Annotated in this window: 11 protein-coding genes and 1 pseudogene; 7 read left to right on the top strand and 5 right to left on the bottom strand. The window is 58.1% G+C overall.

Annotated elements, in window-relative coordinates; all coding sequences use genetic code 11:
* Positions 1–773: 773 nt before the first annotated feature.
* Positions 774–893 (bottom strand): annotated as a pseudogene (locus ACWUI2_RS06115) (topoisomerase DNA-binding C4 zinc finger domain-containing protein); the annotation flags it as partial.
* 372 nt (positions 894–1,265) lie between these two features.
* Here ACWUI2_RS06115 and ACWUI2_RS06110 point away from each other — a divergent pair.
* From ACWUI2_RS06110 to ACWUI2_RS06090, 5 genes are all read left to right on the top strand, one after another.
* A complete protein-coding gene (locus ACWUI2_RS06110) occupies positions 1,266–1,562 on the top strand; it encodes an MFS transporter (RefSeq protein ID WP_486981972.1) in 297 nt (98 codons plus the stop codon).
* A gap of 141 nt (positions 1,563–1,703) precedes the next feature.
* Complete coding sequence (locus ACWUI2_RS06105; RefSeq protein ID WP_486981971.1) at positions 1,704–8,696, top strand: putative Ig domain-containing protein; 6,993 nt, start codon at positions 1,704–1,706, stop codon at positions 8,694–8,696.
* A gap of 194 nt (positions 8,697–8,890) precedes the next feature.
* A complete protein-coding gene (locus ACWUI2_RS06100) occupies positions 8,891–9,061 on the top strand; it encodes a hypothetical protein (protein WP_486981970.1) in 171 nt (56 codons plus the stop codon).
* A gap of 267 nt (positions 9,062–9,328) precedes the next feature.
* Complete coding sequence (locus ACWUI2_RS06095) at positions 9,329–9,586, top strand: type II toxin-antitoxin system Phd/YefM family antitoxin (protein ID WP_486981969.1); 258 nt, start codon at positions 9,329–9,331, stop codon at positions 9,584–9,586.
* Positions 9,583–10,011 carry a PIN domain-containing protein gene (locus tag ACWUI2_RS06090; protein ID WP_486981968.1) on the top strand — a complete coding sequence of 143 codons (429 nt, stop codon included), beginning with the start codon at positions 9,583–9,585 and terminating at the stop codon, positions 10,009–10,011. The genes ACWUI2_RS06095 and ACWUI2_RS06090 overlap by 4 nt, the downstream gene beginning before the upstream one ends.
* A 399-nt stretch (positions 10,012–10,410) precedes the next feature.
* Here the strand turns inward: ACWUI2_RS06090 and phnE are convergent, their stop codons facing one another.
* From phnE to ACWUI2_RS06075, 3 genes are all read right to left on the bottom strand, one after another.
* Positions 10,411–11,211 carry a phosphonate ABC transporter, permease protein PhnE gene (gene phnE, locus ACWUI2_RS06085; RefSeq protein WP_486981967.1) on the bottom strand — a complete coding sequence of 267 codons (801 nt, stop codon included), beginning with the start codon at positions 11,209–11,211 and terminating at the stop codon, positions 10,411–10,413.
* A 51-nt stretch (positions 11,212–11,262) separates the two neighbouring features.
* Complete coding sequence (gene phnC, locus ACWUI2_RS06080) at positions 11,263–12,120, bottom strand: phosphonate ABC transporter ATP-binding protein (RefSeq protein ID WP_486981966.1); 858 nt, start codon at positions 12,118–12,120, stop codon at positions 11,263–11,265.
* Between the two features lie 67 nt (positions 12,121–12,187).
* Positions 12,188–12,916, bottom strand: a complete 729-nt coding sequence (locus tag ACWUI2_RS06075; RefSeq protein WP_486985045.1) for a phosphate/phosphite/phosphonate ABC transporter substrate-binding protein — start codon at positions 12,914–12,916, stop codon at positions 12,188–12,190.
* 769 nt (positions 12,917–13,685) lie between these two features.
* On the opposite strand from ACWUI2_RS06075, the gene ACWUI2_RS06070 reads away from it, so the two are divergent.
* Positions 13,686–15,923, top strand: coding sequence for an MEDS domain-containing protein (locus ACWUI2_RS06070; RefSeq protein ID WP_486981965.1), 2,238 nt, complete (start codon positions 13,686–13,688; stop codon positions 15,921–15,923).
* Between the two features lie 190 nt (positions 15,924–16,113).
* Positions 16,114–16,464, top strand: coding sequence for a MerR family transcriptional regulator (locus tag ACWUI2_RS06065; RefSeq protein ID WP_486981964.1), 351 nt, complete (start codon positions 16,114–16,116; stop codon positions 16,462–16,464).
* A 408-nt stretch (positions 16,465–16,872) separates the two neighbouring features.
* On the opposite strand, the gene ACWUI2_RS06060 is transcribed toward ACWUI2_RS06065, so the two are convergent.
* Positions 16,873–17,163 (bottom strand): hypothetical protein, encoded by a 291-nt coding sequence (locus ACWUI2_RS06060; RefSeq protein ID WP_486981963.1) that lies wholly within the window; start codon positions 17,161–17,163, stop codon positions 16,873–16,875.
* Between the last annotated feature and the right edge of the window lie 627 nt (positions 17,164–17,790).

The following is a 17,790-nucleotide window of genomic DNA, read 5'->3' as shown; positions in this document are numbered from 1 at the left end:
GGCCAACTCTCCGATTTGGGCCGACAGCCCGTATTTACGTAGTGGGGTTGGCTTCGCCGCCCCGTTTTCCGAGGCGGTTAAAATGCCCGATACTTTGGGGCCTGATCGCAACGCTGGATGTCAAAGGAGGACGGACCGGTTCGGCCGCTGCGGTCGGGCGGCGGAGCCAACCCGCCTACGGCGACATGCTCTCCTGTCACTGGGAGGAATGGCATCCTGCCGTCCGCCGTCGGCGTCGTTTCAGTTCAGGGTAAGGTCGGCCTGAAGCCAACCGGACACCTGTGCCATCGGCGTCGGCTTTTTTGAGACTCAGGGAAGGAATTTTGACAAACCTCACGACATGACCCCTCTGGCCCTCTCAAGTATTAGAATGCGTGGACTGACCCCTTACCTCTGCTCCGTATTTACGTAGTGGGGTTGGCTTCGCCGCCCCGTTTTCCGAGGCGGTTGAAATGCCCGATACTTTGGAGCCTGATCGCGACGCTGGATGTCAAAGGAGGGCGGACCGGTTCGGCCGCTGCGGTCGGGCGGCGGAGCCAACCCGACTACGGCGACATGCTCTCCTGTCACTGGGAGGGATGGCATCCTGCCGTCCGCCGTCGGCGTCGTTTCAGTTCAGGGTCCGGTCGGCTGGAAGCCAACCGGACACCTGTGCCATCGGCGTCGGCTTTTTTGAGGCTCAGGGAAGAGCTTTTGACCAGAGTCACGACATAACCCCTAGGCCCTCTCATGTGTTAGAATGCGTGGACTGACCCCTTACCTCTGCTCCCAAATCAGAGCGGTCTCGTAAAGCGACATTTAGGAAACCCGGTGCAGCCGAGAAAGGAACCACCAGCATTTCGCCCGGTTCGGGCGACTCGCTCCACAAGCGGCGATCCGCATTTTGGGCAGGCCGTCGTCGAATTGTGGCGATCATCAAGCGAGCGAAGGTGGGTCACACCATGATGTGGTCGGGTACCCTCTCGACGGCGTTGGGAGGTGTGCGGACGGGGTCAGGCCGCCTCAGCCCTTAAGTATTACGTTAATGACTGACCCCGTCTGCCGCGCTGCAAAACCCAAAACGTTCCTGCTCGCCCGGATCCCGTCCAAGGATCTGCAAATGGCGCAACCCGACACCTGTTGTTAAATTATTATTTTAATGACTCACCCGGAATCCAGTGAGGAAAGGGGTCGGCTTGTGCCTGGATCGGCAATCGAAAGAGGAGAGAACGGGGCGAGGGCAGTACTAGCCCCGTCCCCTTCCCCCCCACTGGATTTTCGCCGCCTTGTTGACCTTGTTCTTCCCGACGATAGTAACCGCCTTCGCGCCCGGGTTCGTCTTCCTCTTCTTCTGCTTCATGATGTGCCTGCAACTGGTCTGGGTCAGGTTCATGGTGCCGGAAACGACGAGCCGTCCGCTCAAAGAAGGCCCGGACCGCATCGGATTCCCGCTCCTCCGTGTACAGCTTGAGAAGCAAGCCGGTGTCATAGTAGCGGATCATCGCTCACCGCGGCTTTCGTCCAACAGTTCGTCGGAGCCCGCTCCGTGCCACGGTTTTCGCCAAGTAGGGTGTCGCCGGTAATCGTCGCATTTTCGAGGTTGGTTGTCCGATAGATTCTCATGGCAATGCTTTGTTCGCCTTCGCGTTGGTAAGGAGCTTCTGATTGACGAGGGAGGTTGATTTGCTGTAGCCTGCGATTGCCTTGGTACCTCTGTCTTTCTGATGAATAAATGCCATACCTTTACCTGCGTCCTTGTCGCTTGCGTCGTCTTGTTTCAGGCCGTTGCCGGCCAACAGACATCAGGAGCCGCGTCGGACACACCGCCACAAATCACGAGCGCGCCGTGGGCCGGCGGCATCGTTAACGAGCCATTTGCATTTCACCTCGAAGCGGATGGACCGGTTCTTTATTTCAGTGCCGCGCCCCTGCCGACAGGTCTCTTCCTCGATCCGGCGACAGGGTTGATTTCCGGGACGCCTGGAAGCGAAGGCATCTTCTCGGTCCGGGTTGGAGCGACGAATGAGCACGGCTCCTCAACACCGGTTGAGCTCGGTATTGGGATCTATCCTGCAACTGGAAACGTTCCGAGTATCCGCCCCCCGGAGTATCAGGTCGTTTACAGGGAAGAACCATTTTCATTCGTTGTGCCGGTATTTCGGGACCTTTGGGGATCTTCCATTTCGGTAAACGGCCTGCCGGCTGGGGCGGCGGTTGAATGGACGCCTGGGAATGGAATTCACCTTATCGGCGCCGTGGCCGAACCGGGCTTCCACAAAATATCGATCGAGGTGACCAACGTGTATGGCGGAGCCTCCGCAGTGTTCGCGCTGGTCGTCATGGACCGGGTTTGGGAAGTGATCGAGACGGGGAGCGGGAACACTCTTGCAGCGGCAGCTTTCGGCAATGGGAACTTCGTTTTGGCGGGAGGAAAACCCAATGGCGCCCTGGTTCTCCAATCGACCGACGATGGGAAGAGCTGGGTTGATCGAAGCCCCAGCCAGGTTCGCCGGTTCTATTCATTGGCTTTCGGCAACCATACATTCGTTGCCCAGGGACAGGACGGAATCGTGTATACGTCCCCCACGGGCTCAGCATGGACCCAACGTCACGCATCGCTTTCCGGGGCGCAACTGACCTCGCTCACGTTCGGCAACGGGCATTTTGTTCGAAGTTACTCGCTGATGGCCGAACCACAATTCGACGTGTCGACCGACGGTATCAGCTGGCAGGCCCACCCAAGGCCGTTCGAGGGACCGATGGGGCTGGCGTTCGACAACGGGCGCTTCCTGGCACTCGGCAGCGGCGGCGAGGCAGCATGGGCGACCGATCCGCGCGGGCCATGGAATGCCACGTCCTGGCCTGGGTCGTGGGACCATTCCCAGCACCTGGCGGCGGGCAACGGGCGATTTGTGGCCGCCGGCAGGAACGGGCGGATTTGGATTTCGGATACCGGCACCAGTTGGAGCCGCCGATCAGCCGGGACCTCTGAGAATTTCCAAAGAATTTTTTACGGTGACGGCCGCTTCGTGGCTGTGACCGCCCAGGGAACCATCCTGACTTCCATCAATGGGGAGCACTGGATCCTCCAGTCTGCGGGGGCCACCGCGGACGTGCGAAGCGGCGCTGCCAGCCAGCAAACGGTGATACTGGGCGGCACGAATGGGCGAATTCTCCGCTCCACCGGCGAGTGGGCACCAGGGATCGTGCTGCCGGGAGCTCATGGGTTTACCGCGGGAGAAACGGTTTCCTTCCTCATCGATGTCCAGGGCGACGCGGAAGAGTTCTTCTCCTTAAACCTGCCCGAAGGGCTGACGTTGGACTCTCAGACCGGCGAGGTGACAGGGGCAGTGGATGCAGTCGGCTCCTACGACGTTTTGTTCGCGGCCCGGGTCGGCGGGCGAATGACCGACCCTGTGAAGTTTCGCCTAGTCGTCGTCGCGGACGAAGAAGAAGCCGGGCCTCCGGTTATTTCAGAAAGGATGCTGACCGCCGAAACGGGCGCAAATTTGGTTCTCGAAGTAATTGCGGAATCGGCCCTCCCGGTTGTGAGGTGGCTCGGCGATGATTTGCCTCCGGGGACCAGACTTGATCCCTACCTCAATGCAAGCGGTTCAATGCAGTTGAATCTGGCCGGCATCGCCCCGGATCCGGGAGTGTATTCCTTCCATCTGATGGCTGAGAACAGCGGCGGAACAGATGAGCGGACTCTCAACCTGGTGATTCCTCATAGAGAGGATGAGGATTGGGAGCGTACTGATCTTTCGGGTACATCCTTGGGGACAATGGCCTATGGAAACGGCCGCTTTATTTTGTCGACGAACCAGGATGAGTTCCAGGTCTCCACCGACGGATTCTCCTGGACTGGCGTCGCACACACGCTGGGCGCTTTTCCGGCGGGGGTTCAGTTTATCAACGGAAAGTTTGTCGCCCGAGTGAACGCAGGCAGGGTCGTATATTCGCAGGACGGAGAGAAGTGGCAAGAGTGGACTTTCCCGCCGAATGCAGCCGTCCGGCGCTTCACCTGGGGCAGCCAGGGCTATCTCGCGGCGGGAACCAATGGGTGGATGGCCGCCTCTCCCGATGGTGTCACCTGGACGAATCTGCCACCTGTTACCACCAGGGAAATCCGCGGCATTTCCTACGGGGGCGGCCGGTATTTTCTTCAGGACGGGCAGCGGGCATGGTCTTCAGCTACTTTGAACGACTGGGAACTTCTTGCCCCGGAGGGCCAGCAACGCGCCTGGGATGTTGTGTACGGCAACGGGGTCCACCTCGGTTGGACAGGTTCCTGGCTGATGATCACAAAGGACGGGGTTAACTGGTCTCATTTGCCTCGTCCCGAACCATTAAGCTCCAATGACTCGATTGACCGCATTCTCTTTGCGGAGGGGGTCTTCGCGCTGGTTTCAAGTCAAAGCCACGTCTCTTTCTCCCTTGATGGTCAACATTGGTCGCCCCTTCGCCCGCGATTCCGCGTCGACCCGCAACGAATGGCCATGGGAGGCGGCCAGATGGCGGGTGTGTTCACCATTAACGGGGCGGTTCTTTCCTTGCCTGCGACGGTTGCTCCTGTGGCCATCGTTCCCCACAAGACTCACGGACGCGTCGGGCACCCGTTGGAGACTGAAGTGAAAGCCGCTTTCGGGGCGGCCGAATTTGTTGCTGCCGGACTGCCCCCCGGGTTGTCGCTGAACCCAGCGACCGGCCAGATTTCCGGTGTCCCGACTCAAGCGGGAACCTTCGCGGCGAACGTCGTTGCGCTCCGAGGGGGGATGCCGGCCGATCCGGTCGTGATGCGCTTTGAAATTTTTCCGGCCGACGGGCAACCTCCCGGCTTTCCGGAGCCTGACCTGGTTTTTACCGGCGACCAATGGCAGGATCTGTTCATCGAGCTTTCCTTGCCGTATGATCCCCTGGGGGGTTATGTCTTTGACGGGCTGCCCGAAGGCGTCTTTTTCGATCCGTGGCGCGCCTTGCTGTGGGGTAGGCCGGAAAGCTTTGGAACGCACGCCGTCACGGTTCACGTGTCCGGCATTTATGGCGAACGTTCCGAGACATTCAATCTGAACGTTCGCCCCAGCGATTTTCAAAGAACCGGAGTGGCGGCCGATTTTGCCCTGCGGGCGCTCGCGGCAAGCCCGGAACGGATCGCCGCGGTTGGTCTTTCCGGGCGGATCCTGATCACCGATGATTACGAAACTGGTATTGTCGAACCTGACGCCGCGATCGTTCAATACAACGACATTGTCTTTGGTGACGCCGGGTTTGTTGCCGTGGCCGGAAGGCGCTTTGCGACCGGTGACGGGAGCGATAAGGAGGGGTGGACCTCCGGCACCTTCCCGGGGTCTTTCTCCGCGACCACGGTCACGTTTGGCAACGGCCTTTATGTCGCCGCAGGCGGAACCGGACAGTTTGCTGTTTCCATCGATGGCCTTGACTGGACGCTCGTGCTGACATCGGCCACCGGCATAACCAATCGGGTTCGTTTTGGTGGGGGGCTCTTTATCGCGGTCGGACGGAATGGGTTGATCCTTACCTCCAGTGACGCTCTTTCGTGGAGCCAGCAGAGTTCTCCGGCGTCCGTTGAGTTTTATTCGGTGGCTTACGGGGACGGCGTTTTCCTGGTGAGTGGGGTGGGCGGCATTATCCTCCGTTCCTCGGACGCCGCCGATTGGACGCGGGCCGGGGAATCGCCTCTTTCTCTTTTGAATGTTGTCTATGCGGCAGGACAATTTGTCGGCGCCTCGGGTACCGTATTGTTCACATCTCAGGATGGATTGCACTGGGTCGAGCGCAGTACGGGAGCGGATGTCAGCAACGTGATCTGGGACCCCCGAAGTGAGCAATTTATCGCAACGGGGGGCGGGAGCAAGCTTGTCGCCGCCAGTGGCGAATGGCCACCCTCCATTGTTGGAAGCCCGCACCACTTCCTGGGTCAGGTGGGCGAGTCGTTTTTCGAAGTTATCGAGGCCCACTACAATCCCCTGTATTTTGTTGTCGAGGGAGCTCTTCCCCCCGGCCTCTCTGCTGACCTCGGGACGGGGAGTCTCTTCGGGACGCCCCTCAAGGCTGGTGAGTTTTCATTCTCCATCCAGGCGATCAATGCACTTGGTTCTTCGGAAAGCGCGGAAATACAAGTGCTGATTTTCCCGGAGGAGGGACCTGCACCGGAGTTCGCCGAATTTCCCACCGTGCGGATTTTTGACACGGGCAAGTTGATCGACATCCAAATGGACGCGTATCACAAAGACCCGGTCACCCGTTATTTTGCTGACGATCTGCCTGAAGGCCTGGTTATTGATCCGGACTCGGGACGTCTAACCGGATCGTTGTCGGAACCCGGCCGTTACGAGGTGTCGATTTCCGTCGAAAACTTCTTCGGAGTAACAGAGACGACGATTTCGCTGCACGTTTATGCTCCGCTGTGGACTCGGCACAGCCTTGGCACCACCCACCCCCGCAACAGCGTCGCCTTCGGAAACGGTCGGTTTGTGGCGGTTGGCCTTTTCGGACACGTTGGGGTTTCCCTGGATGGGAAGACCTGGACCACGAATGTGATTTCATCCCAGGAGGAACTCAGGCAGGTGGTTTTCGCCTGGGATCGTTTTTTCGCAGTTGGGGGCAACAGGATTTTTACCTCGGAGACGGGGGACGACTGGACCATTGTCCATCAGACTCCAAGCTGGATCCTAAGCCTGACAAGGGCGGACGACAGACTCGTCACGATCGCAGGCTCCCGGGTTATCACTTCCGAAAATGGCGACGAGTGGAGCGAGGGGCACCTTTCTTTTTCTCATGATGCGGCAAGCCTTGCCTCCGGTAACGGAAAGATCGTGTCCCTGGATTCCGGTTCCCAGCGGCTTGCCATTTTGGAAGATGGAGGGGAATGGACGAACCATCCCTGGCCGGAACCGTTGCGGCATCCGGACTGGACGTGGTCGGTTGCTGACACAATTGGTTATGGTGACGGCGTATTTGTCGCCGTTGGTCCCCGGGGGATCATCGCCCGATCGCTCGATGGTTTGAACTGGGAACGCCGGAATTGGCCGGGTTCCCTGGTCGAACCGACCCAGAACCCTGGAACGCACATCCCCGACTTCAACGACCTTTACTGGACGGGTGAGGAGTTTATCGTGGTCGGCACCCGGTCGATGATTCTGCGTTCCCGGGATGGGATTGAATGGCGGGAAATGTGGCGAAACCCGACAGGAAGCTCATCCGACTGGGCGCGTCAGTTTCGTTCGGTGACCGCGAATGAGGAGGCGATCGTGGTTCTCGATGTTGGCGCCGTCGCTATCGCTTCGCGCAATTGGCCCCCATTAATTATCAGCCCTCCAACTACCTTTGGCATCGCCGGAGAACACTTGGAATACCTTGTTAAAACAGACGTGCCTTCGCAGGTCATATCGGCCGAAGGCCTCCCGCCGGGAATGAGCATCGATCCGCTGACAGGCCTGATCTCAGGAACACCGACCGAAGCCGGCTCCTATCCTATAACCGTCCTGGCCGGGCATGAAGACAACGTTTCTTCGCCCTTTCTCCTGACAATTGTCGTATATCCGGCGGCGGGTTGGCCCCCACTCGTAACCAGTGCCAATGCGGCGATTACGGCAGTCGGGCAACCATTCGAATACCAGATCCAAGCCGAGGGTATCGACCTGGCGACGGTCTATACCGCAGAGATCGCTTCGGGCTGGGAATTTGACGCTTCGACGGGAACACTCCTCGGGACCCCCGTTGATCCCGGAATCCATTTTATCCCGCTTTCTGTGAGCAATGTCTATGGCATCCGCTCCTTCGCACTCGAATTGCACGTCGTCGACGATGGATTCGAGCAGGCACCTGAAGCGACCGGCCAGGTCGGCGTTCTCTTCAGCTATTCCCTTTTTCTGCCTGAACAATCGCTGCAGCTCTCAGCTTTGCATTTACCGGAAGGTTTAAGCTTCGACCCCGAAACCGCCGCGATTTACGGAATCCCGGAGGATCATGGCCACCATGTTGCTGTGATCGAAGCCACGAACGCTCAGGGGGTGTCGCTGTTTTCCATTCCTATTAAGGTGGCCGGCAGTCCGCCTTCGATCACTGCGCTTCCCGAAAAACTCCTGGTGCATGAGGGAGATCCGCTTCAAATTACGGTTGCCGTCACTGGAATGGGGGAGGGAAGGTCGCAATGGTTGCGCAATGGGGTCGAATTACGTGACGAAAGGTTTGAGATGAGCACCCTCTCCCTTTCCCTGGGAGAAGCCCAGCTGACCGATACCGGGTCTTATTCAGCCGTCTTCTCGAATCCCTTCGGCACCGCGACAAGTGGGGATATGTCCGTGCTCATTGTGCTCTCCTTCGAGGCTTGGGCCGATGCCTTCGGACTGACAGGTAAAGAACGGGAAATCGATTTTCGCTCTGACGGCACGATTCCAAACCTGCTCGCATATGCCATTGGCCTGATGCCGGGCGGGGAGTTTCGCGGCGCGCTGCCGGGGATGCGGCGGGATGGTGACAGCCTCTTTTTCGCCTTCCAGCTCGCACGGTGGGCAACGGATGCAGTCGTGATCGTGGAAGGATCACCCGACCTTGTGGATTGGTATCCTCTAAGCGAAGGCGTGGAGAAAGGGAGCACAAACGGCACAAACTCACTTTCGGAGAATTGGGCTTTTCCTGTTACTCAAGGAACGCCGTGGCGATTTTTCCGGATTCGACTTGAGCCAGCTTTTTAAAAACCACCCCGCATTTTGGATGGGGCGTCGATCCGAGGACATCGGTAACAGATCCAGCTCATCCGCAACAGGCAAGGGGTCAGGCTGAGCATTTCGATATTTTCTCCAGTCGCTTTGCATATCCACAGTTCTTCAGACGATTCCGTTTAGACTACGTAGTGGGGTTCGCTTCGCCGCCCCGTTTTCCGAGACGGTTGAAATGCCCGATACTTTGGGGCCTGATCGCAACGCTGGATGTCAAAGGAGGACGGACCGGTTCGGCCGCTGCGGTCGGGCGGCGGAGCCAACCCGACTACGGCGACATGCTCTCCTGTCACTGGGAGGAATGGCATCCTGCCGTCCGCCGTCGGCGTCGTTTCATCTAAGGGTCCGGTCGTCTGGAAGCCAACCGGACACCTGTGCCATCGGCGTCGGCGTTTTTGAGGCTCAGGGAAGAGCTTTTGACCAGAGTCCCGACATAACCCCTCTGACCCTCTTCACTCTGGCAGGTCTTCCAACAGACCCTGACGTCTTCCGGCTGCCCCCTTCTGGATTCCCCTTCTGGATTCCCACGGCAGACTGCAAAAGCAGGTCGGGGCGAGGATCAAGGTGCTTTCTTGACAAGCCCAGCAATCTGACCAGACTAGTCAGATATGGCCTCGGAGAGAACATGGAAGCTGGAGGAGGCGAAGGCGCGTTTTAGCGAGGTTGTGCGCCTTGCCCGGAATGCGCCTCAGCATGTTACCGTGCGCGGGCGAAAATCGGCTGTCATCCTTTCCGAGGAGCTTTACGAAAAACTGCGCCCGGAATCAAAGACTCCGCTCTCCGTATTGGTGCGGGAGTCACCCCTGAAGGAAGTGGACTTCGGTCAACCCGGCAAGCCCATGCCGGTGCGGGAGGTCGATCTATGAGGGGCTGGCTCCTCGACACCAACGTCCTGTCTGAGCTGCGAAAAACGCATTGCAAACCATCTGTCCGCCGATGGGTCGATTCCAGGCGTCCGGGAGAGCTGTTTCTGAGCACCGTCACTTTCGCGGAGATTCGTTTTGGCATCGCCCGTTTGCCTGACCCCGCGCGACGGCACGAGCTCGACCATTGGCTGGATGCCGACCTTAGGCCCTGGTTTAGCGGACGCATTCTCGAAATTACCGAGGATGTCATCCTGCGCTGGCGGGAAATGGTCGAGCGCGGACGCGAGAGCGGCCATACTTTCAGCCAACCTGACCTGTTCATTGCCGCGACAGCCGACCTTCATAACCTCTGCGTCGCCACCCGCAACGAGAACGACTTCACCTCCACAGGCGTCGCGGTGGTAAACCCCTGGCATCCCGCTTGAGCCTCTCGCCGATTTTCCGGGAGGGCCGAAAAGAAGCGGGACTCGCGCGGGGGAGCCTCAAGAAGGATATGCTTAATCACGTAACCCTGCCCCCCTTGTTCGCGCCCTTTCGGGCTCCTCCGCTCGTCAACCACAAACCACAAGACGCGACCCCTTTTGACCCCTTTGATCGAAAACGTCTTGGGTTACATCTCCGGCCAAAAAAACGCTACGGAGATACGGGGTCAGGGCGAAACCTGTCACACTTTATGCACCATTCCATTTTGCGACAGGTTTCGCCCTGACCCGGTCTTCTTCCCTGCAAAAACACTCTAATACTAGGCCTGACCCCTTGGCGGCTTTCTGGGCAGGCTTTAGGCGGTTTCGCCCTCCAGGCCGCTTAAAACGGCAGGCCCCCGATCAGAGGAATCGGCGGCGGATGGCGAAGGAGATCTGTTCGGCAGTAATGACTACGACAAGGATAACAATGATGATTGCCATTGCCTGGTCATAACGCCAGAGGTCCATTGAGGCTTTGAGTTCAACTCCGATGCCTCCGGCTCCGACGAGACCGAGAATGACGGCGGAACGGATCGCTTTTTCCACCGCGAAGAGCCCGGTCGCGGTGAATGAAGGAAAGCATTCGGGGATGATTGACCCAAGGATAACAGGGATCTTCCGCGCCCCTGTCGATGAGAGGGCCTCGACGGGTCCGTTCTGGGCTTCTTCGATCCGTTCACTGAAGAAGCGGCCGCAGAACCCGATCGTATCCAGAATGATGGCGAGGATTCCGGCGAGGACGCCTGGACCGACGCAGATGACGAAAATCAATGCCCAGATGAGATCGGGGACCGTTCGCACGGTGGCGACGAAGATCCGGGTCACGTGACGAACGATCACGTGGGGACTTGTATTGGCGGAGGCCAGGAGGGCGACCGGGAGGCTGAGCAGGACGCCAAAAAAGACCCCGACGGTCGCCATTTGCAGGGTTTGCCCCATGTAGCGAGTGATCGGCCACCAGCGTGAAAAGTCAGGCGGAACCGCCTGGCTGATGAATGCGCCGAATTGAGTAAAACCCCGGAGGGCCCGGTCGGCGGTGACATCGACCTGGGACATGCCGCCGATCAAGATTGCCGCGACGACTACCCAGAGCACGAAGGCCAGTGAGGAGGGACGGGAGAAGCGGGGCGGGGCGCCGTTGAGGGATGCGGATTGATTCATAGAGATTAGGACTGACTGGGTGTTTGCGGGTCTGAGTATGGGCCCGGAATCTCAGGCGTGAACCGGTTTGGTGGTTTGTCGCGCGCGGCGTTCGATCGCGGCGCGGGAGAAATCCTCGTCCTCATTCTCCTCGTCATGATGATTCTCATACAGCCATGAAAGCTCTGGACTGGTCAGGCCTTTGGCGGGAGAATCGAGGACCTTCTTTCCGGCCTTCAGTCCGATCAGGCGTTCGCCGTAGTCGAGCGCGATATCGAGTTGATGGAGGGTGCAGATCACGGTGAACTTGCGTTCTCTTCCGACCTCCCAAAGCAATTCCATGACACCTCGAGCGGCACGGGGATCGAGACTGGCGATGGGTTCGTCGGCGAGAAGGACTTCCGCGTTTTGCATCAGGGTGCGGGCGATCGCGACGCGCTGTTGTTGCCCGCCGGAAAGCCGGTCGGCGCGTTGATTGGCTTTGTGGGAGAGACCGACTCGGTCGAGTGCGGCCATGGCTTCATCCCGCAGCCCGGACCGGGCGATCGGGGCGAGAGTTTTCCAAAAGCCGTGGTGGCCCATTGCCCCGAACAGAACGTTTTGGAAAGCGGTAAGACTGCCGACGAGATTGAACCGTTGAAAGACGACCCCGATCCGACGGCGGACTCGCCGAATGGCGTTTGCGTTGGCGTCGGCGAGGGAAATTCCGTCGAAGTGGAGGGAGCCGTCGGTCGGCTTTTCCAAACGGTTGAGGCAACGCAGGAGGGTGGATTTACCCGACCCATTGTGTCCCAGGAGGATCACGCCTTCTCCCCGAGTGATCTCGAAGTCAACTCCCCGCAGAGCCTGAGTGCCTCCGGGGAACGTTTTGCAGACGTTCTTCCCTTGGAGGTAGTGAGGCTGGTTCGAAGCGGAGGGCTGTGTATTCATTTTTCGGGTAAATGGCGCGGTCGAGTTCTCCTGGGATGCAAATGGCCGATTGGTTTTCGAGGTTCGATTACTGGTCAAAGGGAAGATTCAGGAGGAGGTGTGTTTGGCGCATTTCGTCGTAGTCGCGGTCATCGGCGGCAACGATACGGGCGCCGACGTATTTGTTTCTTTCGCCGGGGGCGAGGATGGCATTCATGATTTCTTCGCCGTGCTCGATCATGGCTTTCCGCAATTGTTCGACGATTTCCGGGTGCAAGCCAGGACGGGCGACGATGATGTCGCGCGGCAGGGAATCGCTTTGGGCGAGAACCCGGTATTGGCCGGGACGCTGTTCCTCGATTCTGCGGAAGTCCCGGATCCCGCCGACCATGGCGGAGACGTCTCCCGCGTAGAGCATCTCGAACCGGAGACGGTCGACCAGCGGTCCATGGTAATCGCGACCTTCGTTCATGCCGGCGGACAGGAACATCGCGGTCGGAACGACATGGCCGCTGGTTGAGCCGGCGTCCTTGAACGCGATCTGTTTGCCCCGGAGATCGGTCAGGTTGCGATAGGAGCTGTTGGCTGGGACCACGACTACGGAGTAATACTCCGCCCGTTCGATCGCGGCCACCGGTTGGACGTCGAGCCGGGACTTGATGAAAAGGTACTCCGTGGGGCCCGCGAGGACCACATCCACATCGCCGGCTTCCAAAGCGGCGGCGGCGATGGTTCGGTCGGAGACGGGATAGAAATCGACTTTTAGGCCGGTCTTTTCGTTCATGGTATCCACGAACTGATGAAAGGCCCGGCGCATTTCCTCCAGGCCGTCAATTCCCGTGTCCGCGAATCGAATCACATCGGGACGGCTTCGGTCCACGGGGTCCGATCCGCAACCGGAAAAGAGGCTCGTTGCAACAACCCACCCGAGGGCGCAAATAGATTTGAGAAGGATGATTTTCTTCATGACCCACCCATAGAACAGGCATTAACAGGAACGTTTCAAGACTTGTAATGTAACGTTTTTGCAACAAGTTACGGGATGGTCACGAGCTTGTTTCGGAACGGGTTCAAGAAACGCAAAAGACGTCAAGAAACGTAAAAGACGTCAGGTCTTGATCTTTAACAAATTACCGGGAAAAGATCCAATTCCATGCGAATCTGTCAAGAGTCAAGACCTGACGTCTTTCGGCTGCCCACTGTTCGCGCCCTTTCGGGCTCCTCCGCTCGTCAACCACAAACCACAAGACGCGACCCCTTTTGACCCCTCCCTTTTTCTGACCCCTTTTCTCTTTTCGTCGATTCCAGGGCCAAAGGTTGGGGTCCCGCATTCATGCGGTCTTCGCCCTGCCATGAGCCCGTCGAGGGGCCCGCCTTGAGCCTTCTTTAGCATGAACCACAACGCTGCCGGCTCCCGGGGAAGAAAAGAGGAACAGGTGAAGAAACATCGAAATACTCGGCCTGACTCCTTGGCAGCCTTCTACGGAAAACAGAAACCTGACCCCTTTGTACGCCTTCCCCTGGCGCCTATCTCGCGAGTCAGCTCGACGTTGGACCGCTACGGTCGTAACCTAAAAAGGGAGGTCATGATAACTAAACTGGACCACGAATTAGCGAAACTTCGGCAAGGCGATCACCTCTGCCCGATTCACGATAACTTGCTGGACCAGACCGCCAGTGCGGTGGCGTTCATCGCCGCCGGATTGCGAAGTGGCGAGCGCTGCCTCTATGTCGCCAACGATTCGCCGTTCGAGGATCTCGTCCAGAGATTTGCTGCCCTGGGCGTGAATGTTGCCCAGGGAACCGAAAAAGGCTCGCTCAAGATCCTGACCAAACGCGACGTCTACCTGCGAGAGGGAAAATTCGACGCCCGTAGGATGCTCGACTATCTGGCGGAGTGCGAGTCTGCGGCAGTTGCCGACGGCTACGCCGGCTTGCGGTTCCAGGGGGAGATGACCTGGGCGCTCGACGCAAACCTGGAAGGCGATCGGTTGATCGAATATGAGGCGATGCTCAACGAATTCCTGGCCAACCACCGAGCGGTTATCGCGTGCCACTACTTACGGTCGCGTTTCGATCCCGCGCTCATCCACGACCTGCTCGTCACTCACCCTTTGGTGGCCATCGCCGATCTGGTCTGTCCCAATCCCTACTACCAGCCGCCCGAACTCGTCCTGCGACCCGAACCGATGTCGGTTTCGGAATTCAAGCGGCAGCGGCTCGACTGGTGGCTCGAGCGTCTGCGCGCGGTGATGGCGGGTGAGTTGGACCGCAAGAAGGCCACGGAAATGGTCCGCGAGCGGGAAGAGCTCGTCCAGTTGTTGCTCGATTCCACGGCCGAGGCCATTTACGGAATCGACCTCCACGGCAACTGTATGTTGGCGAACCCGACTTGCGCCCGGCTCCTCGGCTATGCAAACCCCGAGCAACTGAATGGTCGGAACATGCACATCCTGATCCACCATCACCGTCCGGATGGTCGTCCGTACCCCGAGGAAGAATGCCCGATCGTTTGGACGATTCAAGCACGGCAAGGGACTCACGTAAAGGACGAGGTGTTCTGGCGTGCCGACGGGACCAGGTTCGACGTCGAGTATTGGTCTTACCCGATGTGGCGGGGCACGGAGCTTATCGGTGCAGTGGTGACATTCCTCGACATCAGCCACCAGAAGAAACTTGAGGATCAATTGCAGCAGGCGCAGAAGATGGAGACCATCGGACAGTTGGCCGGCGGCGTGGCGCACGACTTCAACAACCTGCTGACCATCATCACGGGATACAGCGAACTCTTACTTCAATCGATACCTCCAGATGATCCTAACCGGGAGTTGCTGGAGGAAATTCGCAAGGCCGGGGAGCGGTCGACATCTTTGACTCGGCAATTGTTGGCCTTCAGCCGGAAGCAGGTTCTGGTTCCAAAAGTGTTGGACCTGAACGAAGTCATTCGGGACACGGAGAAAATGCTTTGTCGCGTCCTCGGCGAGGACATCCAGTTGACAACCACCTTGCACCCTAAACTCGGAAGCGTGAAAGCCGATCCGGGACAACTGGAACAAGTTCTTCTGAACCTGGCGGTGAACGCCCGCGAGGCCATGCCGCAAGGAGGTAAACTCACCATCGAAACCAACAACGTCGTCCTCGGCGAGGACTACGCCCGGTCCCACGCGGAGGTTCGGCCCGGTCGTTATGTGATGTTGGCGGTCACGGACACGGGAATCAGCATGACCGAGGAGGTCAAAAATCGCTTGTTCGAGCCGTTTTTCACCACCAAGGGGACTGGAAAGGGTACGGGTCTGGGACTGGCGGTGGTTTACGGCATCGTCAAGCAGAGTGACGGGACGATTGAGGTTTACAGCGAACCGGGCATGGGAACCTCGTTCAAGATCTACCTCCCACGCGTGGACCAGACCGCGACAACCGAAAAGTCCGAGCCCGGCCTCGGTTCCGCCCCGCGCGGGACGGAAACCTTGCTGCTGGTTGAAGATGAGGACGCCGTTCGGGCACTGATCCGCGTCACCTTGCAGCAGTGCGGCTACACCGTTCTGGAAGCGAGCCACGGCGAGGAAGCCATTCGGGTCGCCACGAAGCACCGGGAGAAGATTCACTTGCTCGTCACAGACGTCGTGATGCCCGGTATGGGTGGAAGAGTCCTCGCCGAGCGGTTGCTGGCCCTCCATCCCGAGATGAAGGTACTCTATCTTTCTGGCTACACCGACGACGCAGTCGTTCGGCACGGCATTCTCCACGAAAAAGTGAACTTTTTGCAGAAGCCGTTTTCCCCGAATTCACTGGCTCATAAAGTCCGGGAAGTGCTTGCGAAGTGACAAAGTGTCCGAACGGGGAATGGGGTCAGGGCGAAACATGTTACAATTCCCGGACCGGAAGCGTCCGCGGTTGCATTGTAGGGGAGCGCGGGGTTTTCCCCTATTTTGGGGTATCAAGTCGACCCGGCGCCAACTCCGAAGTAGACTCGTCTATGATTGATCTAAGGGAAGAAGGAGAGGTGGATCGGGGATGAACAGCGGCAAGGAGATCTCACTCATTAGTGAGCATGCGATTCAGCTCTACGAACCGCGTCCGCATGAATTGTGGTCCATCGAATTAACTGAGCGGAGAGCGAATGTCCCGCGAAGAAGGATCGTGAAGTACTGCCAGCACGGGTTCATTTCCCCCTCCGGAGATCCGCATGCAGAGGGCTTCTGGTTTGACGTCAATGCGATCCGCACCCTGCGCAAGATAGATTATCTTTATCGCATGTATGGCATAAACATGGGAGGCATTTGGAAAATTATCGAGCTAACCCTTGAAGTAGAACGACTACAGGCAAGGCAAAGTCACTTGGCTGACAAACCGCCGAAGCATTAAATATCCCGTGTTTCAGAGTTCTTTGACTACTCGGATGGCCGATGCAGCCACTTCAGCCAGCCCGGGTTTTTCGCGAGCCAGTCGAGGGCAGCGGCGAGAGCCGGCCTGGCGCATGGCGTAGATGCAGGACGGGTGGCATCAGGGCGAACGAGGTGACGCCTGACGTTTGTGCTGACGGTAGATCCGAGCCCGGAGCTCATCGACATTCCCAGATGGAGTTTTGGGGAGATCCAGGAGTAGGGAATGCTGATCTCACGTAGTCTTCGTGCCACTTCCACCTTCCAGTCATCCGGTTTGGTTGCCTCCTCCAGTTGCTCCAAAGATTTGCCTGCCTGGAGAAACGCAAAAGACGTCAGGTCTTGATCTTTGACAAATTACCGGGAAAAGATCCAATTCCATGCGAATCTGTCAAGAGTCAAGACCTGACGTCTTTCGGCTTGCCCCGGCCAACGCACCGTTTTGGCTCTGGAGAAAAAGACGGTCGGCCCGCCGGAGCTTCTTTTTCTCCAAGCCGTGCCGGTCGAGATCGGCCTCGATTTTCACCACCAAATCGGGCCTCGAATCGAATAAATCGGCACTTTCGGCCAAGAACTCGCTGAAATCCGTGCTCGCGGCGTAATAAAAGTTATTGAAACAGGGCGTGAAATGTGCAGGATTGCCGTTGGCCTCAGTTGTTGAACTATGGTTAGGTTTAGTCATTTAACCACAACAGCTTGAGGCCGCTTGTATTTCAAGCTTAAATACGGTTAATATTCCCGTTTTCCTGGCCGATTTTCGATAGCCAATCACCTTTTCGGACACGCTCTATCTACATCCAACCCCGGCGGCTAAAGCACGCGGCTCCCTCATCCAGTCTCTTTCATCCGGAATTCCAAACCACCCGCTTCGCTCAAGGTCGCCAAGATCGCGAAAATAAGAGAAGATAGCCGAGCGGACGTTACCACCTTCCTTTGCGCTCTCTTCGCGGCCTTAGCGGTTAAACCTCTTCTCCCCTATCAGGTCGATTTGTCTCCAAAGGTGTGCGATCTCCCGTTTTTTTGAGCGTGGCCTTAATCAATTCGTGTCGATTCGATCATACGGGCGACGCGGCGATTCATCGAGCGAAAGCTCGACGCTACATCCAACACCGGCGGCTAAAGCACGCGGCTCCCTCATCTGAACGCAAAAGACGTCAGGTCTTGATCTTTGACAAATTACCGGGAAAAGATCCAATTCCATGCGAATCTGTCAAGAGTCAAGACCTGACGTCTTTCGGCTTGCGGGCGAATCCACGCGGCAAGAGCTTGCGACGCCAATACGCATGACCAACTCTCCGATTTGGGCCGA

The organism is Verruconatronum alginivorum (genome assembly GCF_056590205.1).
This window is presented reverse-complemented; position numbering and strand designations above follow the sequence as displayed.

Bases quoted from the DNA above. Each gene is read 5' to 3' on its own strand.
- ACWUI2_RS06065 (WP_486981964.1), top strand. From the start codon at position 16,114: ATGAACAGCGGCAAGGAGATCTCACTCATTAGTGAGCATGCGATTCAG.
- ACWUI2_RS06095 (WP_486981969.1), top strand. From the start codon at position 9,329: ATGGCCTCGGAGAGAACATGGAAGCTGGAGGAGGCGAAGGCGCGTTTT.
- ACWUI2_RS06075 (WP_486985045.1), bottom strand. From the start codon at position 12,916: ATGCGCCGGGCCTTTCATCAGTTCGTGGATACCATGAACGAAAAGACC.
- ACWUI2_RS06090 (WP_486981968.1), top strand. From the start codon at position 9,583: ATGAGGGGCTGGCTCCTCGACACCAACGTCCTGTCTGAGCTGCGAAAA.
- ACWUI2_RS06060 (WP_486981963.1), bottom strand. From the start codon at position 17,163: ATGACTAAACCTAACCATAGTTCAACAACTGAGGCCAACGGCAATCCT.
- ACWUI2_RS06070 (WP_486981965.1), top strand. From the start codon at position 13,686: ATGATAACTAAACTGGACCACGAATTAGCGAAACTTCGGCAAGGCGAT.
- phnE (WP_486981967.1), bottom strand. From the start codon at position 11,211: ATGAATCAATCCGCATCCCTCAACGGCGCCCCGCCCCGCTTCTCCCGT.
- phnC (WP_486981966.1), bottom strand. From the start codon at position 12,120: ATGAATACACAGCCCTCCGCTTCGAACCAGCCTCACTACCTCCAAGGG.
- ACWUI2_RS06105 (WP_486981971.1), top strand. From the start codon at position 1,704: ATGAATAAATGCCATACCTTTACCTGCGTCCTTGTCGCTTGCGTCGTC.